The 23,144-nt window shown below is 71.3% G+C and carries 22 protein-coding genes; 7 read left to right on the forward strand and 15 right to left on the reverse strand.

The window, feature by feature from the left end; translation table 11 throughout:
- Positions 1–60: 60 nt before the first annotated feature.
- The 9 genes from rdgB to DLJ58_RS31485 form a co-directional block, all read right to left on the reverse strand.
- A complete protein-coding gene (rdgB, locus tag DLJ58_RS31445; RefSeq protein ID WP_124862148.1) occupies positions 61–681 on the reverse strand; it encodes an RdgB/HAM1 family non-canonical purine NTP pyrophosphatase in 621 nt (206 codons plus the stop codon).
- Positions 678–1,406, reverse strand: coding sequence for a ribonuclease PH (gene rph / locus DLJ58_RS31450; protein ID WP_124862151.1), 729 nt, complete (start codon positions 1,404–1,406; stop codon positions 678–680). The genes rdgB and rph overlap by 4 nt, the downstream gene beginning before the upstream one ends.
- 120 nt (positions 1,407–1,526) lie before the next feature.
- Positions 1,527–2,270, reverse strand: a complete 744-nt coding sequence (locus DLJ58_RS31455; RefSeq protein WP_124862153.1) for an MBL fold metallo-hydrolase — start codon at positions 2,268–2,270, stop codon at positions 1,527–1,529.
- A gap of 223 nt (positions 2,271–2,493) precedes the next feature.
- Positions 2,494–3,459 carry a PLP-dependent cysteine synthase family protein gene (locus tag DLJ58_RS31460; RefSeq protein ID WP_124862156.1) on the reverse strand — a complete coding sequence of 322 codons (966 nt, stop codon included), beginning with the start codon at positions 3,457–3,459 and terminating at the stop codon, positions 2,494–2,496.
- Between the two features lie 11 nt (positions 3,460–3,470).
- Positions 3,471–3,872 (reverse strand): MoaD/ThiS family protein, encoded by a 402-nt coding sequence (locus tag DLJ58_RS31465; protein ID WP_124862159.1) that lies wholly within the window; start codon positions 3,870–3,872, stop codon positions 3,471–3,473.
- 65 nt (positions 3,873–3,937) lie between these two features.
- Positions 3,938–4,426 carry a M67 family metallopeptidase gene (locus DLJ58_RS31470; protein ID WP_030487200.1) on the reverse strand — a complete coding sequence of 163 codons (489 nt, stop codon included), beginning with the start codon at positions 4,424–4,426 and terminating at the stop codon, positions 3,938–3,940.
- A gap of 52 nt (positions 4,427–4,478) precedes the next feature.
- Positions 4,479–4,979 (reverse strand): DUF2017 domain-containing protein, encoded by a 501-nt coding sequence (locus DLJ58_RS31475; RefSeq protein ID WP_124862162.1) that lies wholly within the window; start codon positions 4,977–4,979, stop codon positions 4,479–4,481.
- A complete protein-coding gene (gene clpS / locus DLJ58_RS31480; protein ID WP_088946433.1) occupies positions 4,976–5,266 on the reverse strand; it encodes an ATP-dependent Clp protease adapter ClpS in 291 nt (96 codons plus the stop codon). The genes DLJ58_RS31475 and clpS overlap by 4 nt, the downstream gene beginning before the upstream one ends.
- Positions 5,267–5,414: 148 nt before the next feature.
- Complete coding sequence (locus tag DLJ58_RS31485) at positions 5,415–6,923, reverse strand: P-loop NTPase family protein (RefSeq protein WP_244219210.1); 1,509 nt, start codon at positions 6,921–6,923, stop codon at positions 5,415–5,417.
- Between the two features lie 237 nt (positions 6,924–7,160).
- On the opposite strand from DLJ58_RS31485, the gene DLJ58_RS31490 reads away from it, so the two are divergent.
- The 4 genes from DLJ58_RS31490 to DLJ58_RS31505 are packed head-to-tail and all read left to right on the forward strand — an operon-like array spanning position 7,161 to position 13,060.
- On the forward strand, positions 7,161–9,839 hold the full coding sequence (locus DLJ58_RS31490) for a LuxR C-terminal-related transcriptional regulator (protein ID WP_124862168.1): 2,679 nt from the start codon (positions 7,161–7,163) through the stop codon (positions 9,837–9,839).
- Between the two features lie 16 nt (positions 9,840–9,855).
- Complete coding sequence (locus DLJ58_RS31495) at positions 9,856–11,142, forward strand: nicotinate phosphoribosyltransferase (protein WP_112678819.1); 1,287 nt, start codon at positions 9,856–9,858, stop codon at positions 11,140–11,142.
- Between the two features lie 48 nt (positions 11,143–11,190).
- Complete coding sequence (locus DLJ58_RS31500) at positions 11,191–11,772, forward strand: isochorismatase family protein (RefSeq protein ID WP_124862171.1); 582 nt, start codon at positions 11,191–11,193, stop codon at positions 11,770–11,772.
- A 40-nt stretch (positions 11,773–11,812) separates the two neighbouring features.
- Entirely contained in the window at positions 11,813–13,060 is a 1,248-nt protein-coding gene (locus DLJ58_RS31505; protein WP_124862174.1) for an MFS transporter, read from the forward strand.
- Positions 13,061–13,417: 357 nt separating this feature from the next.
- On the opposite strand, the gene ctaD is transcribed toward DLJ58_RS31505, so the two are convergent.
- The gene (gene ctaD / locus DLJ58_RS31510; RefSeq protein WP_124862177.1) at positions 13,418–15,178 is read right to left on the reverse strand and encodes an aa3-type cytochrome oxidase subunit I; all 1,761 of its coding nucleotides are present in this window, start codon (positions 15,176–15,178) and stop codon (positions 13,418–13,420) included.
- A gap of 130 nt (positions 15,179–15,308) precedes the next feature.
- Positions 15,309–16,415 (reverse strand): FAD-dependent monooxygenase, encoded by a 1,107-nt coding sequence (locus DLJ58_RS31515; protein ID WP_124862180.1) that lies wholly within the window; start codon positions 16,413–16,415, stop codon positions 15,309–15,311.
- 299 nt (positions 16,416–16,714) lie between these two features.
- Between DLJ58_RS31515 and DLJ58_RS31520 the strand changes: the two genes are divergently transcribed.
- Positions 16,715–17,839: a glycoside hydrolase family 12 protein gene (locus DLJ58_RS31520; RefSeq protein ID WP_124862183.1), complete on the forward strand. Its 1,125-nt coding sequence runs from the start codon at positions 16,715–16,717 to the stop codon at positions 17,837–17,839.
- A gap of 162 nt (positions 17,840–18,001) precedes the next feature.
- Here DLJ58_RS31520 and DLJ58_RS31525 read toward each other — a convergent pair whose 3' ends face one another.
- The 3 genes from DLJ58_RS31525 to DLJ58_RS31530 form a co-directional block, all read right to left on the reverse strand.
- Positions 18,002–18,970, reverse strand: a complete 969-nt coding sequence (locus DLJ58_RS31525) for a golvesin C-terminal-like domain-containing protein (RefSeq protein WP_124862186.1) — start codon at positions 18,968–18,970, stop codon at positions 18,002–18,004.
- The gene (locus tag DLJ58_RS34170; RefSeq protein WP_167493760.1) at positions 18,970–19,122 is read right to left on the reverse strand and encodes a hypothetical protein; all 153 of its coding nucleotides are present in this window, start codon (positions 19,120–19,122) and stop codon (positions 18,970–18,972) included. The genes DLJ58_RS31525 and DLJ58_RS34170 overlap by 1 nt, the downstream gene beginning before the upstream one ends.
- A gap of 126 nt (positions 19,123–19,248) precedes the next feature.
- Entirely contained in the window at positions 19,249–20,037 is a 789-nt protein-coding gene (locus DLJ58_RS31530; protein ID WP_124862188.1) for an aldo/keto reductase, read from the reverse strand.
- Positions 20,038–20,131: 94 nt separating this feature from the next.
- Here DLJ58_RS31530 and DLJ58_RS31535 point away from each other — a divergent pair, with 94 nt between their 5' ends.
- Positions 20,132–21,175 (forward strand): DNA polymerase ligase N-terminal domain-containing protein, encoded by a 1,044-nt coding sequence (locus tag DLJ58_RS31535; RefSeq protein ID WP_124862191.1) that lies wholly within the window; start codon positions 20,132–20,134, stop codon positions 21,173–21,175.
- Between the two features lie 14 nt (positions 21,176–21,189).
- Positions 21,190–22,380, forward strand: coding sequence for a threonine synthase (locus DLJ58_RS31540; RefSeq protein ID WP_124862194.1), 1,191 nt, complete (start codon positions 21,190–21,192; stop codon positions 22,378–22,380).
- Between the two features lie 51 nt (positions 22,381–22,431).
- Here the strand turns inward: DLJ58_RS31540 and DLJ58_RS31545 are convergent.
- The coding region (locus tag DLJ58_RS31545) for a pectate lyase (protein ID WP_167493761.1) at positions 22,432–23,144 on the reverse strand (713 nt) is incomplete at its 5' end.

Here is a 23,144-nt window from a genome sequence, read left to right on the forward strand (position 1 = left end):
GTACATGTCATCGACCGATCGCTCCGCCACCCCGCAGGTGTCAATCGGACAAGCCCGGTCTCAGCCCGCGGACGGCGGCAGTACCTTGGCGACCAGCTTGGCCAACTCGCGCAACGCCTTGCCCCGGTGACTGATCGCGTCCTTCTCGGCCGGGGTCAGCTCGGCGTTGGTCCGGTCCTGCCCGTCGCCCAGGAAGATCGGGTCGTAGCCGAAGCCGCCGTCACCGCGCGGCGCGCGCAGCACCCGCCCGGACTGCCGACCGTCGACGAGGTGCTCCTTGCCACCGGGCAGCACCAACGCCACGGTGCAGACGAACGAGGCGGCCCGCTGCTCGTCCGGGACGTCGGCGATCTGGTCCAGCACCAGCTGAAGGTTGGCCCGGTCGTCGCCGTGCTGGCCGGACCAGCGGGCGCTGAACACCCCCGGCATGCCGTTGAGAGCGTCGACCGCGAGGCCGGAGTCGTCCGCGATGGTCGGCAGCCCGCTCTGCCGGCAGCCCTCCCGCGCCTTGATCAGCGCGTTCTCGCCGAAGGTCAGGCCGGTCTCCGGCAGTTCCGCGTACTGCTCGACGTCGTCCAGCCCGAGCAGGGCGATCCGGTGCGCGCCGAGCGCGCCGTCCAGGATCCGCTGCAACTCGACCAGCTTCTTGCGGTTACGGGTGGCGAGCAGGACCTTGTTCATGAGAAGAGCGCCTTTCGCTGGGCTTCGGCCAACTCGGCGCAGCCGGCGACGGCCAGGTCGAGCAGGGCGTCGAGCTGGTCGCGGGCGAACACGCCGGCCTCGCCGGTGCCCTGCACCTCGACGAAGTCGCCCGCGCCGGTGCGCACCACGTTCATGTCCACCTCGGCGGCGACGTCCTCCTCGTAGCAGAGGTCGAGCCGGGCCTCCCCGGCGATGACCCCCACGCTGACCGCGGCCACCGAGCGGTGCATCACCTTCTCCGGCTTGCCGGCCAACGACTTGCGGGCGGCAAGCCAGCCCACCGCGTCGTGCAGGGCGACGTACGCGCCGGTGATCGCGGCTGTGCGGGTGCCGCCGTCGGCCTGGAGCACGTCGCAGTCGAGCACGATCGAGTTCTCGCCGAGCGCCTTGAGGTCGATGCTGGCCCGCAGACTGCGGCCGATCAACCGGGAGATCTCGTGGGTACGGCCACCGACTCGACCCTTGACGCTTTCCCGGTCGGAGCGGGTGTTGGTGGCTCGGGGCAGCATCGCGTACTCGGCGGTCACCCAGCCGAGCCCGGAGCCCTTGCGCCAGCGGGGCACCCCCTCGGTGACGCTCGCCGTGCAGAGCACCCGGGTGCCGCCGAACTCGACGAGCACCGAACCCTCCGGATGGTTGCTCCAGCCTCGGGTCAGGGTCACCGGTCGAAGTTGAGAGGGCCCTCGCCCGTCAGGTCGCGCCATGCCTGCACCCTATGCGGTGCGGCGATCCACCTCGCTCGCGGTGCCCCGGGGAACGTCCGCGACGTGCACACCGAGGAACCCGGCGACCGCCGGCCGGACTCGCGAACCGGGCGTGCTGCGTCAGACGTCGTAGCTGGCGCCGGGCCGGACCACCTCGAGCGGCCCGGCGTACGCGGAAGCGGCCGACTCCAACGTGTGCGCCTCGCTGCCCCAGGCGGGCACCAGGTGGGTGAGCAGCAGCCGACCCACAGCGGCCTTGGTCGCCGCCTCGCCGGCCTCCCGACCGGTCAGGTGCAGATCCGGCGGATTGTCGATGCCGTCGAGGTAACTGGCCTCGCAGAGGAAGACGTCCGCGTTCTGCGCCAGCCGCAGCAGCGCCTCGCACGGCGCGGTGTCCGACGAGTAGCACAACGACCGGCCGTCGTGCTCCAGCCGCACGCCGTACGTCTCGACGGGGTGGTTGACCCGGTCGACGGTGACGGCGAACGGGCCGATCGGGAAGGTGCCCGGCTGGAGCGCGTAGAACTGGTACACGTCCTCCACCGAACCGTCGTCGCCGTACGCGGCGCTGAGCCGGTCCGGCGCCCCGGCGGGCGCGTACACCGGCAGCGCCGGGTAGGGGCCGTCCGGGGCGTACCGGCGTACCACCACGTACAGCACGGCGTCGAACATGTGGTCACAGTGCAGGTGGGTCAGCAGGATGGCGTCCGGGGCGTGCAACCCCGCGTACCGCTGGAGGCTGGACAGCGACCCCGAGCCGAAGTCGACCAGGAGCCGGAAGCCGTCGGCCTCGACGAGGTAGGCCGAGCAGGGCGACTCGGGGCCAGGGAAACTGCCGGCGCTTCCCAGAACGGTCAGTCGCATCGAGTGGTCTCGCTGTCACTGTCAGTAGCAACCGCGCCGGCGACGGTCCCGGCCATGATCTCTACCGACGCGTACGCCACGCTGCGCAGCCTACGCTGGCGCACCCGGCAGCAAGAATCATCCAACGGAAGTTGTCACGAACGTGACACGCGCTCGCGGTACGTCGGGAAGCGCACGGGCCGTCGACGAATGTCGACGGCCCGTAGTCGGCAGACCAGATCGGTCAGGCCCAGAGCTGCCCGTCCAGGGCGTCTTCGGCATCGGCGAGGGTGCCGCCGTACGCGCCGGTGGACAGGTACTTCCACCCGCCGTCGCAGACCACGAAGGCCACATCGGCCCGGCGGCCGTCGCGCACCGCCTCGTGCGCCACCGCCAGCGCGGCGTGCAGGATCGCACCGGTGGAGAACCCGGCGAAGATGCCCTCCACCTCCACGAGCTGGCGGGTACGCAACACCGCGTCCCGGGTGCCGACCGAGAACCGCCGGGAGAGCACCGAGGCGTCGTAGAGCTCCGGAACGTACCCCTCGTCGATGTTGCGCAGGCCGTAGACCAACTCGCCGTAGCGCGGCTCGGCGGCCACGATCTGAATGCCCTCGACTTTTTCCCGCAGGTAACGCCCGGTGCCCATCAGGGTGCCGGTGGTGCCCAGCCCGGCCACGAAGTGCGTGATGCTGGGCAGGTCGTGCAGCAGCTCCGGCCCGGTCGTCTCGTAGTGCGCCCGCGCGTTGGCCTCGTTGCCGTACTGGTAGAGCATCACCCAGTCGGGGTGCTCGACGGCGATCTGCTTCGCCGTGGCGACCGCCTGGTTGGACCCACCCGCTGCCGGCGAGAAGATGATCTCGGCCCCATACATCCGGAGCAGCTGCACCCGCTCGGTGGAGACGTTCTCCGGCATGACGCAGACCAGCCGGTAGCCGCGCAGTTTCGCCACCATCGCCAACGAGATGCCGGTGTTGCCACTCGTCGGCTCGAGGATGGTGTCACCCGTACGGAGCCGGCCAGCCTCCTCCGCCGCCCGGACCATGAACAGCGCCGCGCGGTCCTTGATGCTGCCGGTGGGGTTGCGGTCCTCCAGCTTGGCCCAGAGCCGCACCGGAGGGGCCCCGTCGGGCACCGTCGGAGAGAGTCGGGGCAGGCCGACCAGCGGCGTACCCCCGCTGGCGTCGAGCAGACTGTCGTACCGCGCCATGGCGGCCGACCTCAGCGAGCCGCGACGGCGCCGCGGGCCACCGCGACGGCGGCGCTCTGCGAGCTGATGCTGTGCGAGCTGATCGCCGCTGCCGCGGCGCTGTGCGAGCTGATCGCCGCTGCCGCGGCGAAGCCGAACGCGCCGCCCGCCACCGCCGGCAGGATGGTGACGCTGTCGCCGTCGGAGAGCTTCGCGTCGAGCGCGCCCAGGAATCGGACGTCCTCGTCGTTCACGTAGACGTTGACGAAGCGGTGCAGCGTGCCCGCGTCGGTGATCAGCCGGCCGCGCAGACCGCCGTGCCGGGAATCCAGGTCGGTGAGCAGATCGGCGAGCGTGTCGCCGGTGCCGTCGACGACCTTGGCGCCGCCGGTGTAACTGCGCAGGATGGTGGGGATGCGAACCTCAATAGCCATGATGTGGAACTCCTCGATCGGGTGTGCCTACGGTGACGGGACGAGACGGCTGCGGCGCTGACAGGTCAGCGGCCGGAACACTCGTAATCGACCGTCGCCGGGCTCTGCCCGAACATGTAGGACTGGACGGCGTGCGGGTCGACACCGGCCTCCACGACACGGACCGGCTCCTCGGTGACCACGCCGTCGACGATCCGGAACGACCGGATCTCCTCCGAGTCGGGCTCACGGGTCGACACGAGCAGGTAGTGCGCCCCCGGCTCACCGGCGAAGGAGACATCCGTCCGCGACGGGTATGCCTCGGTGGCGGTGTGCGAGTGGTAGATGACGACGGGCTCCTCGTCCCGGTCGTCCATCTCCCGCCACACGCGCAGGTGCTCCATCGAGTCGAACTCGTAGAAGGTCATCGACCGCGCGGCATTGTCCATCGGAATGTGCCGGGTCGGGGTGTCGCTGCCGACGGGACCGGCGACCACGCCGCACGCCTCGTCAGGGTGATCCCGGCGCGCGTGGGCGACGATCGCGTCGATGATCGACCGGTCGATGCTCAGCACGTGTACCAGCCTAACGCCTGCCGGGCGCGGGCCGAAGTGGTGCCGGTCACCCCTAGTCGATCAAGGCGTTGAGCAGCGACTCCTGTAGATATCCGAGATAGGCGTAGACCGAAAGCTGGAACACCCGGCTGGAACCGGGGTCCTCAGCGACCGCGTCGTCCAACTCCTCGCCCAGATCCGTGCCGTCCTTGATCTCCAGGCGGACGCCCATCGCGAGCCGGGCGTCGTTCAGTGCCCGCAACCACGCCTCGGCGGCCTCGGCGTCCAACCGCACCTCGCCACCGGCGTCGTCCGGCAACGCGGCCAGGATCGCCCCCGCCTGATCGATCTTCGCGGTCTTCAGGTCGCCCTCGGTGTAGCGGCGGAACTCGGCGGTGCCCGGAGCGTCCTGTGGGTAGACCGCCGGAAAGAGCCGACCGACCACCGGGTCGGTGTGGTCGAAGCCATCGGTGAGCAGACCCACCACCTCGTTGGCGACCTTGCGCAGCACCCGCACCTCGTCGACGGCGAACACGGCGACGTAATGGCCGGCCTGGCGATGGAACATGCTCATGATCTGTCCACCGTCGCCCACAGCCCGTACGCGTGCAGCTGCGACGCGTCGTGCTCCATCCGTTCGCGGGCACCGGTGGAGACCACGGCACGGCCCTTGTGGTGCACGTCCAGCATCAGCTGTTCGGCCCTCTCCCGGCTGTAGCCGAAAAGCTTCTGGAAGACCCAGGTCACGTACGTCATCAGATTGACCGGGTCGTCCCACACGATCGTCACCCACTGCCGGTCGGACGCCGGCACCTCGTCAGTGTCCGGCGTCTCGACCGGTGCAACCTGCGGAGCCGCCATGCCCCCCATCGTGCCACCGGTTTCCCGGAACCGAGGAACCGGAACGCCGGCCCGGCGCGGATCACCCACCCCGGGCCCTCCCGACCCGCCCCGGACGCCGTCGGAGGTGAGGTCCGGCCCGGACCCGGACCAACCGGTGGGCGCGCCGTCAGGCGAGCAGAATGCCGTGATCGACTGCATCGGAGAGCACCACGCCCAGCGAGAGGCGGATCACCTCGAACCGTCGGGATATCTCCCTGGACAACCCCAACTCGACCTCACGCACCGCCCGTTGCGACCAGGCACGCGCCGCGCTGTGGTCGCCGTTGCCGGGCGTGCGCCACTGCTGCCAGCACCCGCCGGAAAGCGCCACCGCTATGGGCGGGAGCACCTCGTCCCGGGACGCCACCGGATAGCTGGCGGCGGCGTCGATCGCCTCCAGGCCGGTCAACTCGGCCACGCCGGCCGTACTGGTGATCAACAGCACCTTGTCCAGTTCGTGGCCGGGCCGGTGATCGGCCAGGCCGTACTGCACCGCGGCGGCGATCCGGCGGCGCACGCCTTCGGCCGGTGGCGCGCCGAGCACCTGGGAGGCGACGTCGGTCATGATGCCGCGCACCGCCTGATCGCACTGCGCGGTGGCCAACAACGACAACGCCGCCATCTCCCGGTCGAGGAGATCCGGTAGGCCGGCACAGCCGACGCCGAACACGATCTCCTGAACGGCCCGAAGGTGGATGTTCGCCAACTCCAGGGCGAGGTGCTGGCGGATCCGCTGAGAACACGAGCGGGCGTGGCGGTCGAGCCGCTCGGACCAGCCACCCGGATCGGCGGCCACGGCGACGCGACCCTGCTGGCCCGGCAGGACCGGTGGGTCGACGCTGGCCCGCTGCAACCCCTCACGCGACGCCCAACCCACCAGAGCCCGCCGCAGGTCGGCGGCGGTGTCGGCCCCGTCGACCGGGAACCACCGCGCACCGGCCAGCGCCGGCACCGCGGCCAGGAGCGCCGCCCGATGCGCCTCCACCGTCACCGCGACCGCGTCCACCTCGGTCTCCGCACCCCCGACCGGCGGGACGGACGCCCCCGCGCCCTCCGTAGTCGCCGTGCCGTCGGCCAGCGGAGCCCACCCCGCCGCGCCGGGGGTGACCGCGAAGACGACCTCCACCGAGGTCGGGGCGACTTCAGCGAGCAGGTTCAACTCGACGGCGGTGAAGGCCTGGTCGGCGGCGATCACGAAGAGCAGCGCGCCGGCTCGACCCGCCGCTTCGAGCAGCACCCGGGTGCCGGACACGCCGAGGGTGGCGGTGTCCGGAACGTCGACCAGGGTGAAGTGCCGCAGCAGCGGCTGGGGCACGCTCAGCTCGACCCGCCGGGGCGGGCGGGCCAACGCCGGACCGGCGGCGTCCCGGTCCGCGCCGTACGAGTGCGGCTGGCGGTAGCCGGGCACGAACGCCGCGCGGGTGGGCACCTTGGCGTCGCGCACCACCAACCAGCTGCCCGCCGGCACGGTGAGCATGACCGGGTCGAGCTCGAGCAGGGTGGCGAGCACGGCACGCCGCTCAGCACCGGCCGGCCCGACGGCGACCACACCCAGCGGCTCGTCCGGGGCGGCGCCGGACACGCCGACCCGGGCGGGGAGAGGGCCGCAGACGGGTGCGTCAGTTGGGCCGGTCATGTCGTCCGGCGAATCAACCGAGGGGAGAGGGCCCTGCTTCATCAGGTGCCTCCCGTTGCAGGTGACCGGACGTCCGGTCGCGAAAGTTCCGGTACGTCAACCCGGATGTTCGGAAGACTACGGGCGGGCTGACGACCGGGCGGAACACCTCGAATACTCAGCGGTAATTGTGCGAATACTCAACTTCGCACCGTGACGGTGCGGGCGCGGACGGATTCCGGTCGATATGCTGCGCGAATGAGTCGATGGGAGTTCGTCGGCCGCACGGGTGAGCTGAACCGCCTGCTGGAGGCGGTGACCGGTGAGGCCGGCCGCGGGCTCTTCTTCAGCGGCAGCGCTGGCATCGGCAAGAGTCGGCTGTTGCGCGAGGGCGTGGGCGCGTTGCCCACCGACCGGTTCGCGATCTGGTCCATCGCCGCCAGCGCCACCACCGCCGCGCTGCCATTCGGTGGGCTGGTCCAGGTCCTCCCCGCCGAGCAGCCCCAGGGCCTCTCCCCCGCCGGCATCCTGCGCTGGGCGCTCAACGTGCTGCAACAGCAGGCGGCCGGCCGACGGATCGTGCTCGCCATCGACGATGCCCACCTGCTCGATCCCCCCTCGGCCGCACTTGTGCATCTGGTCGCCCGCGCCGAGAACGCCACAGTGGTCGGCACCCTGCGCGACGGCGAGCAGATCCCGCTGCCGATCCGCGCACTCTGGACCGACGACCTGGTCGAACACGTCGAGCTGACCCCGATGCCGCAGGAGGAGACCACCGACCTGCTGGCGGCGATCCTGGGCGGCCCGGTCGACGCCGGCTCCGCCGACCGGCTCGGCCGGCTGTCGGCCGGCAATCCGCTGCTGCTGCGCGAGCTGGTGCACGCCGCCAACGGCAGCGCCGAGTTGAAGCGCACGTACGGGATCTGGAAGTGGACCGGGCGACTGGAACTGGCGCCCAACCTGACCGACCTCATCGACACCCGGGTCGGCAAGCTCACCGACGGCGTCCGCGCGGTCGTCGAGCTGGTCGCGTTCGGCGAACCACTGGGCCTGCACCTCCTGCGGCAGGCCGCCGAGCAGTCGGACGTGGAGACCGCCGAGGAACGCGGGCTGATCACCGTCATTCAGCACGACCGGCGCACCAACGTCCGGCTGGCGCACCCGCTCTACGGCGAGGTGATGCGCCGTCGCTGCCCGGTCAGCCGCACCCGCCGACTTCAGGCACACCTCGCCGAGCTGCTTGAGCAGGTCGGCAAACGCCGACGCGACGACCTGTTGCGGGTGGCCGTCTGGCGACTCGACTCGGGCACCGCACAGGATCCGGCTCTGCTGCTGGACGCAGCGGTGCAGGCGTTCACCCGCTACGACGTGCCGCTGGCGACCCGCCTGGCGCGGGCCGCGCTGGACGCCGACGGCGGCTACGACGCGGCGGAGCTGCTGGCCACCATCCTGATGTTCGCCGACCGGCCCGACGAGGCGATCGACGTCCTCGACGCGGTCACCCCCGAGGCCGGCGACGAGCGGCGCCTCTGCCGCTGGCTGACCGTACGCGGCATGGTCAGCTACTGGGGGCTGAGCCAGGAGTCCACGGTGGAGGAGATCGCAAGCCGGGTCGAGCAGCTCAGCGACTCCGCCGACCGGTCCCGGGTGCACGCCTTCGAGGCGATCATGCGCCTGCACCGACTGGACACGACCACCGCGGTGCGGCTCAGCCGACGGGTACTGGACCGGCCGGCGGCCGGCGTCGCCGCCCGCGAGCTGGCCCGTTCCACCATCGCGTACGTCCAGGCCGCGCAGGGCGAGCTGACCCGTAGCGGTACGGCGATCGCCCAGGTGCACTCGGCCGCGGCGAGCTGGCGCACCGACATGCCGTACCTCCAGTTGGCCCTGGAGCTGGCCCGAGGCACCCGGCTCATGCTCACCGGCGACCTCGCCGGGATCGACGCGATCGTGGCCGACGAGTTCGCCGACCTCGCCGGAGCCGGCGACTTCCGCCTCGGCACCGGCTACCTGGCCATCCTCCAGGCGTACGCGGCCCGGCTGCGCGGGCAGAGCGACGCGGCCATGCGGACCTCGCTGGGTGCCTGCGCGGTGCTGGCCACGAGTCGGGTCTACGCCGGTCTGGCCCAGGCCGAACGCGCCCAGGCGGCGGCGCTGCGCGGTGACGCCGTGCAGGCGGTTGCGGCGATGGCCGAAGCCGACCGCACCCACGCGCCGGGCATGGCGGTGCTCTACCCGTGGCTGGAGCAGGCCCGGGGCGCTTCACTCGCCGCCTCGGGCGACCTGCCGGGCGCTGTCAAACACCTCGGTGACCTGGTGGATCGGCTGCGCTCGGACGGCTTCGCCGGGCACGAGGTGCATGTCCTGCACGACCTCGTCCGACTCGACCAGGCGGGCATGGCGGTCGGCCCCACCTGCTTCGACGGTGGTCGGCGCACCGTCGCGCAACGCCTCGCCGAGCTCTCCGAGCGGGTCGACGGGGTGCTCCCGCCGCTGCTGGCCCGGCACGCCCGCGCCGCGGTGACCGACTCTCCCACCGATCTGCTCGCTGTCGCCGACGACTATGCCGCCCTGGAGTTGACCGTGTACGCCGCCGAGGCCACCTCCCAGGCCGTCCAGCGGCTGCGCCGGCGGCACTCGGCTGCCGCCAACGACGCCCGGGAGCGCCTCGCCGGGTTGCTCGGGCGCAGTGACCTGATCCGGACGCCGGCGCTCCAGGCCGGGGCGCCCGTGCTCACCGAGCGGGAGTGGCAGGTGGCACGCCTCGCCGCGCATGGCGCTCCCAGCCGGGCCATCGCCGAACGGCTCTACCTCTCGGCGCGCACCGTGGAAAACCACCTCCAACGGATCTACGCCAAGCTCGGCGTCACCGGCCGGGCCGAGCTGTGGGCGGCGTTGCGCTCGATCCCGGGCCACGACGGCGGCGACCTGAGCTGAACCTTAGGCTGGGGCGGTGAGCATCCACCGCCCCGCGCTCCTGACCGACCACTACGAGCTGACCATGGTCAGCGCGGCACTGAAGGACGGCACCGCCGACCGCCGGTGTGTCTTCGAGGTGTTCAGCCGCCGGCTGCCCAGCGGCCGTCGGTACGGCGTGGTCGCCGGGACGGCCCGGCTGATCGAGCTGATCCGCGACTTCCGGTTCGACCCCACCGAGGTCGAGTTCCTGCTCCGGACCGGGGTGGTCGACGAGGCGGCGGCGGCGTGGCTCACCGACTACCGCTTCACCGGCGACATCGACGGGTACGCCGAGGGTGAGCTGTTCTTCCCCGGTTCACCGATCCTCACCGTTTCCGGCGGCTTCGCCGAATGTGTGGTGCTGGAGACGCTGGCGCTGTCCGTGCTCAACCACGATTGTGCGGTGGCCGCCGCGGCGGCCCGGATGGTGACCGCGGCGCGGGGCCGGACGCTGATCGAGATGGGGTCGCGTCGGGCACACGAGGAGGCGGCGGTGGCCGCGGCGCGGGCCGCGTACCTGGCCGGGTTCCGGTTCACGTCCAACCTCGCGGCCGGCGCGCGCTACGGCATCCCGACGGCGGGCACGGCGGCGCACGCGTTCACCCTGCTGCACGACGACGAGCGGGCGGCGTTCGCCTCGCAGGTCGCCACGCTGGGCAAGGACACCACGCTGCTGGTCGACACGTACGACATCAGCCAGGGCATCCGCAACGCCATCGCGGTGGCCGGGCCGGACCTGCGGGCGGTACGGATCGACTCCGGCGACCTCGCGGTGATCGCTCAGCAGTCCCGGGAGTTGCTCGACTCGCTGGGCGCCACCGAAACAAAGATCATCGTTTCCGGTGACCTGGACGAGTACGCGATCGCCGCGCTGGCCGCCGAACCGGTGGACATGTACGGAGCTGGCACGGCCGTGGTCACCGGCTCCGGGGCACCGACCGCCGGGCTGGTCTACAAACTGGTCGAGGTCGAGGGACGGCCGGTGGTGAAGCGCTCCGAGCACAAGGCGACCATCGGCGGCCGGAAGGTCGCGGTCCGTCGGCACAAGCCGACCGGCACCGCCACCGAGGAGGTCATCGTCCCGCAGGGCGTTCCCGACCGGCAGCCCAACGACCGCCTGCTCCAGCAGTCGTACGTGGTCGCCGGTGAGTCGGTGCCGCTGCCCACCCTCGACGAGTCACGGGAGCACCTGCGGGAGTGTCTGATCTCCATCCCGTGGGAGGGACTGAAGCTCTCGGCCGGCGACCCGGCCGTGCCGGTCACCGTCGTACCCGCTGGCTGAGTCATCCCCGAGCGCCACCGACCGACCGTGCGGAGAGAGGAACCCCCGATGGCCAACGCGCTGATCATCGTGGACGTGCAGAACGACTTCTGCGAGGGCGGCTCGCTGGCCGTCGCCGGCGGCGCAGGGGTGGCCGCCGGCATCTCCCGGTTACTCGCCACCGAGCCGGACCGGTGGACGCACGTGGTCGCCACCAAGGACTACCACGTCGACCCGGGTGCCCACTTCGGCGATCCGCCGGATTTCGTGGAGTCCTGGCCCCGGCACTGCGTGGTCGGCACCAGCGGTTCGGAGTTCCACCCGGAGCTGGACACCGCCCGGGTCGAGGCGATCTTCCACAAGGGCGAGCACGCGGCGGCGTACTCCGGTTTCGAGGGGCATGCGGACGACGGCGAGTGCCTGGCCGACTGGCTGCGCCGGCGCGACGTGGACCGGGTCGACGTGGTCGGCATCGCCACGGACCATTGCGTCCGGGCGACCGCGCTGGACGCCGCCCGGGAGGGTTTCGCCACCACCGTGCTGCTGGAGTTGACCGCCGCCGTCGCCCCGGCGACCACCGACGTGGCCCTGCGCGCCATGGAGGGCGCCGGGGTGATCATGCATGGCCAGCCTGTGATCAGGGCCGCATGAGGCGCTAATTGGTTGGCCAAGGGGCCGGCGCCGGTCGAGGATGTCGCCGGAGGTACGGACCCACGTGAACATGAAGCCTTACCGGCGGGCGCTCGCCCTGCCCGGCCTGCGGTCGCTGCTACTGGTTGCCGTCCTCGCCCGCATCCCGCTCACCGCGACCGGGGTGACGCTGACCTTCCACGTGGTGCTCGATCTTGATCGGGGCTACGGGGCGGCCGGCCTGGTGGGTGCGGCGGTGACCGTGGGCGCGGCGATCGGCGGGCCGCTGCTCGGCCGACTCGTGGACCGACGTGGACTGCGCCCGGTCCTGGTGCTCACCGCCATCGCCGAGGCGATCTTCTGGTCCACCGCGCCGTCGCTGACGTACCCCGTGCTCCTTCCGGCCGCGTTCGTGGCCGGCTCCCTGGCCCTACCCATCTTCTCCGTGGTCCGTCAGTCGATCGCCGCGCTGGTCCCCGAGGACCAACGCCGCCCGGCCTACGCACTGGACTCGATGTCGGTGGAGCTGTCCTTCATGATCGGCCCCGCGTTGGCGGTGGCCCTGGTCACCGCGATCTCCGCGCAGACCACCATGTATCTGGTCGGTGGCGGCATCGTCGCCGCCGGGATCGCCCTGTGGATGGTCAACCCACCGATCCGGGAGGCCACCGAGCCCACCGGCCCCCAACGCCGGGTGCCGCGCCGGGAGTGGCTGACCCCCCGACTGCTCGCGGTCCTGGCGCTCAGCGCCGCCGCGACCCTGGTGCTCGGGGGCACCGACGTGGCGGTGGTCGCCGTCCTGCGGGCCAGCGGCGAGGTCGGGTGGACCGGCGCGGTCCTGGCCATCTGGGCGGTCGCCTCGCTGGCCGGCGGTTTCGCGTACGGGGCCGTGCACCGCTCGTTCTCCCCGCTGGCGCTGACCGCCGCACTGGCCCTGTGCACCATTCCGGTGGGGCTGGGCGGTGCGCACTGGTGGCTGCTGTGCCTGGCGCTGATCCCCGCCGGCGCGCTCTGCGCGCCGACCATCGCCGCCGGCTCGGACGCGGTCAGCCGCCTGGTTCCGGCCGAGGTACGCGGTGAGGCGATGGGTCTGCACGGCTCCGCGGTCACCGTCGGCATCGCGGTCGGCGCACCGCTCGCCGGCGCGGTGATCGACGCCAGCGCGCCACTCTGGGGCTTCGTGGTGACCGGTGCGCTCGGCGCGCTGGTCACCCTGGTGGTGCTCCCGATCGAGCTGCGCCGCCGCCGCAACGCCGACGCGGCCACCCCGCAGCCCGTCGAGGTCGACCTCACTCCCGCCGCCCGCTAACGGCCGGGCCCAGATTCGGCGGCCTGGGGGCGTGCCGCGACGACTGCAGATCGCGGTGTCCGCCCGACAGCCGGCAGGCATACACGCCAGTGAGCGTGATGTCTGTGAGTCATTGTGATGACTCACAGACATCACGCTCACTAGGGACATGGCCTGCCCCGGAGCTACGCCGACGCCGGGCGGGCCACGCCGACGCCAGACCAGGCCGGACCGGGCCGACGCCGAGCGGGCCTGGAGGAAGCGATGGGGAGCGGCCGCGACGAGGGCGAGCAGTAGGAGACGGTGGGCTGGACATGACGACGGGCGCCGCTCCCGGTGTCCCGGGGGCGGCGCCCGTCGTACTGCTGAGCTTGAGCGTCAGTGCCGGTCGACGTCGCTCGCGGTGTCCTCGCGGTAGCTGGCTCCGCCGTCCGACTCGCTGGTGAGCGGCTTGGCGCCACCCTCCGGCGGGCCGGCCAGGCTCTGGCCACCGGCCGCCAACTCCGGGAACTTCGCGTCGAACGCCGGCCGCTCGGAACGGATCCGGGGCATCCGGTCGAAGTTGCGCAGCGGCGGCGGGCTGCTGGTCGCCCACTCCAGCGAGTTGCCGTGGCCCCAGGGGTCGTTCACCTCGACCACCGGACCGGTCTTGTACGACTTCCAGCAGTTGTAGATGAACGGCAGCGTGGAGATACCGGTGATGAACGCGCCGATCGTGGAGATCATGTTCAGCGTGGTGAAGCCGTCGCTGGGCAGGTAGTCGGCGTACCGACGGGGCATGCCCTCGTTGCCGAGCCAGTGCTGCACCAGGAACGTGGTGTGGAAGCCGATCATGGTGAGCCAGAAGTGCACCTTGCCCAGGCGCTCGTCGAGCATCCGGCCGAACATCTTCGGGAACCAGAAGTAGATGCCCGCGAAGACCGCGAACACGATGGTGCCGAAGAGCACGTAGTGGAAGTGCGCCACCACGAAGTACGAGTCCGACACGTGGAAGTCGATCGGCGGGCTGGCCAGCAGCACACCGGTGAGACCACCGAAGAGGAAGGTGACCAGGAAGCCGACCGCCCAGAGCATGGGCGTCTCGAAGCTGATCTGGCCCCGCCACATGGTGCCGATCCAGTTGAAGAACTTCATACCGGTCGGCACGGCGATCAGGTAGCTCAGGAAGCTGAAGAACGGCAGCAGCACCTGGCCGGTCGCGAACATGTGGTGCGCCCAGACGCTCATGGAGAGCGCGGCGATCGCGACGGTCGCGGCGACCAGACCCTTGTAGCCGAAGATCGGCTTGCGGGAGAAGACCGGGATGACCTCGCTGATGATGCCGAAGAACGGCAACGCCACGATGTAGACCTCGGGGTGCCCGAAGAACCAGAACAGGTGCTGCCAGAGCATCGGCCCACCGGTTGCCGGGTCGTACACGTGCGCGCCGAGGATGCGGTCCGCGGCGAGCGCGAAGAGCGCGGCGGCCAGCAGCGGGAAGACCAGGATCACCAGAAGGCTGGTGACCAGGATGTTCCACGTGAAGATCGGCATCCGGAACATGGTCATGCCGGGCGCGCGCAGGGTCAGCACCGTGGTGATCATGTTCACGGCGCCGAGGATGGTGCCCAGGCCGGAGATGGCCAGACCCATGATCCACATGTTGGCGCCGACGCCCGGCGAGTGCTCGACGCTGCTCAGGGGCGCGTACGCGAACCAGCCGAAGTCAGCGGCGCCACCCGGGGTGATGAATCCGGCGGTCGCCATCGTCCCGCCGAACAGATACAGCCAGTAGGCGAAGCTGTTCAGTCGGGGGAAGGAGACGTCAGGCGCGCCGATCTGGATCGGCACGATGTAGTTCGCGAATGCGAACACGATCGGCGTCGCGAAGAACAGCAACATGATCGTGCCGTGCATCGTGAAGAGCTGGTTGTACTGCTCGGGCGACAGGAACTGCAGCCCGGGTCGGGCCAGCTCAGCACGCATGACCAGGGCCATCAGGCCACCGATCATGAAGAACACGAACGCGGTGACCATGTACATGATCCCGATTTGCTTCGCGTCCGTGGTTCGCAGCAGCCGCGCGATGGCCGACCCCTTGACCGGCTCCCGGACCGGCCAGGGCCGGGTCACGACCGGCTTGGGTGCGACGGTGGTCACGAGTGGCCTCCGGTTCTCGGTTGTCCCGCTCGGCACACGCTGGTTATCGGCGGGCCGTCATCCGCAAGGAGGATAGTCCCCGGCAGGTCGCAGCGCCGCGTGGGGTGGCGTGACACGATCTACTACGGGTCTACAGCGGGCCGAGCAGGAGCCGGTAGTGCTCTCCGAAGATCCGGTCGCCGCGTCCGCGCAGCAGCGGGTCCCGCAGCGCCGGCGGCACGTCCCTGGTCCGGTTGCGGTCCCGGGTCCGGTCCCGCACCCATCGGGTACGCGGACGGCGACGACTCTCGTACGCCACGAGCGCCGCCTCCACGCTGTTGGCGGCACGCAGCGACTCGGCCAGCACCACGGCGTCCTCCAGGGCCATGGCCGCACCCTGCGACAGCGTCGGCGCGGTGGCGTGCGCGGCGTCGCCGACCAGCAGGACACGGCCTCGGTACCAGCGGCCCAACTCCACCTCGTCGGTGATCCCGACATGCACCTCGTCGAGGGCCGACAGCACCTCGGGTACCGGGCCGCGGTAGTCGGCGAAGAGGTCCCGCAGCCGTGCGAGAGGGTCGGCGGGTTCCTCGGTGCCGGCCTCGTCGGCGTAGAGGTGCAGCCGCCCGGCCCCGATCGGCACCATCAGGAACCCGGAGCGCTGGCCGAGCAGTGCGGTCCACTCGGTGACCGGTGGACCGTCGCGCAGGACGGCCCGGTAGACCACCTGCCCGACCGGGCGTGGCGGCCCACCGAGCGCGGCCAGGGCGCGGACCGAGGAGCGTGGCCCGTCGGCGCCGATGACCAGGTCGTACTCCGTGGTGGTGCCGTCGGTGAAGGTGACGCCAACCGCGCCCGGGAGCAGGTCCAGGGTGCGGACCTCGGCGCCGTGCCGGACGGCGCCGCCGGCACCGCTGAGCAGCACCCGGTGCAGGTCGGCCCGGGGTAGCGCCCGGCACTCGCCGACGCCGGCCCAGAGGGCGTCGAGGTCGACCTCGCAGAGTTGCGCGCCTGCGGCGTCGAAGAACCGCTGCCGACGGATCACCTGCCCGATCGGCCGGACCGGGTCGTGCAGGTCGAGCCGGTGTAGCGCGCGGGCGGCGTTGCCGGGCAGGTAGAGACCGGTCTCGGTGGACTCCCCCGGCGGCAACTTGTCGGTGACGTCGGGCCGGAAGCCTGCCAGGCGCAGCGCCCGGGCCACGGCCAGGCCGGCGATGCCCGCGCCGACGACGAGGATGCGCAGGGGGGAGCCACCCATGGTGGTGTACGCCTCCGGAGGGGGAGCGGCACGCGTTGGAGGCAACACGCTACTCGGAGCGATCGGCGCACACCAGGCCCAATCGGTCCGCACCCCGCCGCCCGTCGGCGACCCGCGCCGCTTGGCTGGCCGTCCGCAGCCAGCCGTCCGGCGGGAGATGGCAATCCTCACAATTCACCAGTTCGACCCGGACGGTTGCGTACCAGTTTCAGACATGTAAATGTGTCGTTGAGTGTGGGAGCGCTCCCGCACTGCCCCACCACATCCGGCGCCCGGCACGCGCCGAGTCAAGGAGTGTCATGAAACGTCAACTTCGGGCCCTGGCCGCCGCCGGGTTGCTGGTCGCCAGTTCGCTGGTGGCAGTAGCCCTCGGCGGCAGCGCCTCCGCCGACACCCAGATCTGCGAACAGTACGGCTCGACCGTCATCCAGGGCCGCTACGTGGTGCAGAACAACCGCTGGGGCACCACCGCCCAGCAGTGCATCAACGCCACCAACAACGGCTTCGAGATCACCACTCTGAACGGCAGCAGCCCCACCAACGGGGCGCCCACGGCGTACCCGTCGGTGTTCTTCGGTTGTCACTACACCAACTGCTCCCCCGGCACGAACCTGCCGATCCAGGTGAGCCAGATCAGCAGCGCCACCAGCAGCATCTCCTACCGCTACGTCAGCGGCGCCACCTACAACGCGTCGTACGACATCTGGCTGGACCCGTCGCCCAAGCGGGACGGGGTGAACCAGATGGAGATCATGATCTGGCTCAACCGGCAGGGCCCGATCCAGCCCATCGGCTCGGTCGTCGGCACGACGAACCTGGCCGGGCGCACCTGGGAGGTCTGGCGGGGCAGCAACGGCTCCAACAACGTCATCTCCTACGTCGCGTCGTCCGCGATCTCCAGCCTGAACTTCAGCGTGCTGGACTTCATCAACGACACGCGCAACCGGGGCGCGATCACCAACTCCTGGTACCTGACCAGCATCCAGGCCGGCTTCGAGCCGTGGCAGGGTGGCGTCGGCCTCGCGGTGACCTCGTTCTCGGCGAACGTCAACGGCGGCGGCAACCCCACCACCCCGCCGCCGACGACCCCGCCGCCGGGCGGTGGCGCGAGCTGCGCGGTGAAGTACACGGCCAACTCGTGGGGCAACGGCTTCACTGCCGACGTGCAGGTCACCAACACCGGTTCCAGCGCGATAAACGGCTGGACGCTCAACTACAGCCTGCCCAGCGGGCAGACGGTCACCAACGCGTGGAACGCCACGGTGAGCCAGAGCGGCTCCGCGGTGACCGCCCGTAACGTCGGCCACAACGGGTCGATCGCACCTGGAGGCACGGCCAGCTTCGGCTACCAGGGCACCCTGAACGGGTCGTACTCGTCGCCGACCAGCTTCTCGCTCAACGGGGCGAACTGCTCCCGCTCGTGAACTGTCGTGGGGGCGCGACCACGCGGTCGCGCCCCCACCACTCAAAAGATCCACTCGGGTTCCTTGAAGTCGGGGCATCCTCGCACGTGGGACACCCCGACTTCCGGAAAGCCGAGTCGATCAAGCCCGGCCAGGACCGGGCGGGACCGGCGGGCGGCGAGGTCAGACGCGGGTGAGGCGGACGGCGTCGGCGACGATCAGACCGGTGGCGTTGCTCCACCGGCTCACCGCCACCCGGTTGGCGTCCCCGGCCGGCAGTGTGAACGTGCCGAGGGACCGCCACTGCCCGCCGGTGGCCCGCTGGTCGACGACGACCGTCCGGTTGCCGGTGGTCGTGGCGACGATGTACGGGGCGGCACCGTTGTATCCGGAGGTCGCCGGCCACCAGGCGTCGACCCGGTAGTTGGCGGTGGCCGGGACGTTGAACTTGTACCAGGCGGCGTCACTGGCCGCGACCGGCTCCGCGTACCGGTAGTCGGCGCCGTACCGCTGCGCCGAGTACGTCGACACACCCCAGTTGGCGCTGGCGGTGAACCGGCCGGCGGTGGTGTTGTCCACGATGGAGGACCACGCCGGTGGGTTCCCGCCGGACATCTTCGCGGCCACGTCGGCGCGCATGACGTTCAGGTCGATGAACGACGGGTCGATCTTGCCGGAGGTGCTGGTCTCCCGGTGCCCCCGGGCGTAGCTGCTGTTGCGGCCCAGCCGGGTGAGCACGGCCGCGGTGGCGGCGATCGAGGCGTTGTACTGCGCGGCGGTCATCTCCTGGTTGACGCCGTTGTAGTCGATCTCCCACCCGATCATCAGGGTGTTGCCGTCTCCGGCCGGGATCGGCCCACTGCCGCCGCTGGCCCCGGCGTGGTTGCACCGGCCGGCCGAGATGACGTGGAAGACGCCGTTGTAGTCGACGAGCGCCTGGCAGAGCGGGCCGGCCAGATCCGACCGGCCGTTGATGCAGATGTTGAGCGCCGGGTGCGGGTTGCTGGCGCTGGAGGTCGCGGCGGTGTGGTGCCAGAGCACCCCGATCGGGTCGAAGGACCCGGGCCTCATCCGGTTGAGCCAGTCACCCTCGACGACGACCTGGACCCCGGCGGCGCGCAGCACGTCCACCAGCCAGGGAATGGTGGCCATCAGGCGTCCTGGAGCAGGTCGGCGAGGCACTCGGCCTTCGGCGCGGCGCTGGCCGAGGCGGGTCGGGCGACGACTGTCAGCGCGGCGACCACCAGGGCGGGGGTGCCGAGCACCCCTCGGCGGCGCAGACGGATGGACGGTGAGCGGGCCATGGCGATCCTCCAGCGACAGGGGACACGAACGGATCGACGATCGTGATGACGGGCACGCTATACCGTCACGTACGTCGATGTCGATACCCTTCATTGCTAGGTCGCCGGCTGAAGGAAACCGCCGAATCAGACCTCGCCGAGCGCGTCCATGTCGCGCATCTCCTCCGCCGTGAGCGCGAAGTGGAAGACGTCGAAGTTCGCGGTGATCCGCTCCGGGGTCACCGACTTCGGAATCACCACGATCTCGTGGTCGATGTGCCAACGCAGCACCACCTGCGCCGGGGAGACGCCGTGCGCGCCGGCGATCCTGGTCAGCACCGGGTCACTGAGGTCGCTGGTCTTGAACGGGCTGTACCCCTCCAGCACCACGCCCCGGTCCCGGTGCTCGGCGTGCCGCTGCCGGTCGTACAGCGACGGGCTCCACCGGATCTGGTTGACCGCCGGGTTCTCCTCGGTGGACTGGATCAGCTCGTCGATCTCCGCAGTGCTGTAGTTGCTCACCCCGACCGCCCGGGCGAGGTTCTCGTCCCGGGCGGCGAGCAGCTCGCGCCAGAGCGGGATGCTGTCCCCCGGCGACGACGGCGGCCAGTGGATCAGCCAGAGGTCCACGTGTTCGACGCCGAGCGCCTCCAGGCTGGCTTCCAGCGTCGCGCGCTCCCGGCCCACCCGGTCCGGCGGGAGCTTGGTGGTGATGAAGAGGTCCTCCCGGCGCAGCCCGCTCTCCCGCACCGCCCGGCCGACCTCCCGCTCGTTGCCGTACACCGTGGCGGTGTCGAGGTGCCGGTAGCCGGTGTCGAGCGCGGCCAGCACGGCGTCGTAGCCGGCCTGGCCGGTGGCCTGCCAGGTGCCGAAGCCGAGCAGGGGCATCCGCACGTCACCGGGGAGCAGGGCGGCGGGCTGGTCGGTGAGGTCCATGAGGTCCGTTCTACCCCTCCGCGCCCTCGGCTGCCGAGCGAACCGGACACTCCGGCATCCAGCGCACCGGTCCGGTTTGCCGGAGAATACGGGTGTGACCGACCGGCTGGACGAGTACCGGCGACGGCGGGACGTGGCCCGCACACCCGAGCCGGTGCCGTCGGAGAGCCCGCCGCCGGCCGGCCCCGACGCGGACGCCGCCCGCTTCGTCATCCAGCAGCACCACGCCCGCAGCCTGCACTGGGACCTGCGCCTGGAGCACGAGGGGGTGCTCGCGTCCTGGGCGGTGCCGCGCGGTCTGCCCCGCGATCCGGGTCGCAACCACCTTGCCGTGCACACCGAGGACCACCCGATGGAGTACCTCGACTTCGCCGGTGAGATCCCCGCCGGTGAGTACGGCGGCGGCCGGATGCTGATCCACGACCGGGGCACCTACCGCTGCGAGAAGTGGCGCGACGACGAGGTGATCGTGACGCTCTCCGGTGAGCGGACCGCCGGCCGCTACGTCCTCTTCGCCACCGGAGGACGGGACTGGATGGTCCGCCGCACCGACCCCGCGCCGCCGGGCTGGACGCCGATGCCGGATCTGGTCCGACCGATGCACAGCACGCCCGCCGCCGGGCTCCCCCGCGACCGCGCCGCCTGGGGGTACGAGCTGCGCTGGGACGGCGTCCGGGCGACGGCGTACGTCTCCGGCGGGCGGCTGCGGCTGCTCTCCGAGACCGACGAGGAGATCACCGGCGGGTATCCGTGGCTGCGCGCGATGGCCGAGGCGCTCGCGCCCACCGAGGCGGTGCTCGACGGTGTGCTGGTCCGCATCGACGGTGCCGGGCGGGTCCGCCCGGTCCGGCCGGCCACCGGCAGCCGGGTCCCCGCCGGCGCCCAGTACCTGATCGTCGACCTGCTGTGGTTGGAGGGCGTGAGCAGCGTCGACGTGCCGTACGCGCAACGCCGGGAGCTGCTCGATGGGCTGGTCTTGTCCGGTACGCAGACTCCGCCGTGGTTCCCGGGGGCGGGCGACGAGGCCCTGCGTGCCGGGCGGGAACAGGGCCTGCCGGGCGTGGTCGCCAAGCGACTGGACTCGGTCTACCAGCCGGGGCGGCGCAGCCGGCACTGGCAGAGCATCGACGCGGTGTGACGGCGAGGAGCGACGTGTACCTGACTCACCTGGACTGCCCGCGCTGCGGCAAGGAGCACGCCGCCGACCGGTTACAGAATCTCTGCGAGTGTGGATCGCCGCTGCTGGCCCGCTACGACCTGCCGGCTGTGGCGAAGGCGGTCACCCCGGAACGCTTTCCGCTGCGCCCGGCCGACCTGTGGCGCTACCGGGAGGTGCTGCCGGTCGCCGATCCTCGGCACGTCACCACGCTGGGTGAGGGCTGGACGCCGCTGTTGCGGGCTCCGGCGTACGGCACCGAGATCGGCATCACGGACCTGATGGTCAAGGACGAGGGGCTGATCCCGACCGGCTCGTTCAAGGCCCGGGGCGCGGCGGTCGGGGTGAGTCGGGCCCGCGAGCTGGGCGTCGAGCGGATCGCGATGCCCACCAACGGCAACGCCGGGTCGGCCTGGGCCACGTACGCCGCGCGGGCCGGCATGGGCGCGACCATCGTCATGCCGCTGGAGGCGCCGAGCATCTGCCGGCGCGAGTGCGTCGCCGCCGGTGCCGACCTGCGCCTGATCGACGGGCTGATCGGCGACGCCGGTCGGCGGGTGGCCGAGCTGATCGCGGAGTCGAACGGGGCGATCTTCGACGCCGGCACGCTGCGCGAGCCCTACCGGCTGGAGGGCAAGAAGACGATGGGGTACGAAATCGTCGAGCAGCTCGGCTGGCAGACGCCGGACGTGATCATCTATCCGACCGGCGGCGGGGTCGGCCTGATCGGCATCCACAAGGCGCTGCACGAGCTGCGCGAGCTGGGCTGGATCGGCGACAAGCTGCCCCGGCTGGTGGCGGTGCAGTCCACCGGCTGCGCCCCGATCGTGCGGGCCTTCGCGGCCGGCGAGGATCGGGCGCAACCGTGGGCGGACGCGCACACTGTGGCGTTCGGCATCACCGTGCCGGCCCCACTGGGCGACGAGCTGATCCTGGCGGCGCTGCGGGAGTCCTCCGGCACGGCAGTCGCCGTCGACGACGCGGACATCCTGGCCGATCTGCGGGACTTCGCCGCCCGGGAGGGGCTGCTGCTCTGCCCGGAGGGGGCGGCCTGCCTGACGGCGGCCCGGCAACTGCGTGCGGGCGGGTGGATCAGGGCCGGCGAACGGGTGGTGGTGCTCAACACCGGTGCCGGGCTGAAGTATCCGGACACTGTCGACGTCTCCGGCGTACCCCTGATGGGTTGAGGTGACGGCACCCCGCGGACCGGGCGGTCCGCGGGGTGCCGCCGTGCCGGTCTACTGGTAGGTGATGTCCGAGGGCGAGTAGAGGCAGTTGACGCCGTCGGCGCCCTCGCCGATCTCGGTGGGCTCGCTGCCCTTCGGCACGCCCTTGTACTTCACGCAGATCGAGGTCTCCCGGTCCGGGTCACCGACGATGGTGATCCGGCTGAACCGGGCGGTGTCGCCCCAGTTGGTGTTGATGCCGGCGATCGCGTCGGTGTTCCGGACGATCACGTTGTCGATCACCACGTGCCGCTGGTACGACGTGGAGCAGTTGCCGCAGGCGCGGTAGAGCTTGCCGGCGTTCTCCACCCGGAAGTTCTTGATGTAGACGGTGCCCGAGCCGTTGTGCTGGAAGACCTTGTCGCTGGCGGAGCGGGCCCCGCCGCCGTCGACTGTGTACGTGGTGCCGCCGCGGAAGGTCGCCGCGTCCTCGCCGACGTCCTCCCACCAGACGTTGATCAGGGTGCAGTTGCCCTCGCAGTGCACGCCGTCACCGGCCGGGGCGCCGATGATCACGTTGCGCAGGGTGGCGCCGGCGGCCAGCTCGAACATCGGGTCCTGGCTCTCGCTCTGCCCGCCGTCACCGATGCCGTAGTAGCGCTTGAGCCCACCGTCGAAAGAGCCGGAGACCGGGATCGTGGCGTCCACCTTCTGGCTGCCGGTGGGTGTCGGCCAGCCAGCCGGCGGAGGTGTGGTGGTCGGCGGCGGCGTGGTGGGTGGCGGAG

This window comes from Micromonospora arida (assembly GCF_003857035.1).
Taxonomy (GTDB): Bacteria; Actinomycetota; Actinomycetes; order Mycobacteriales; family Micromonosporaceae; genus Micromonospora; species Micromonospora arida.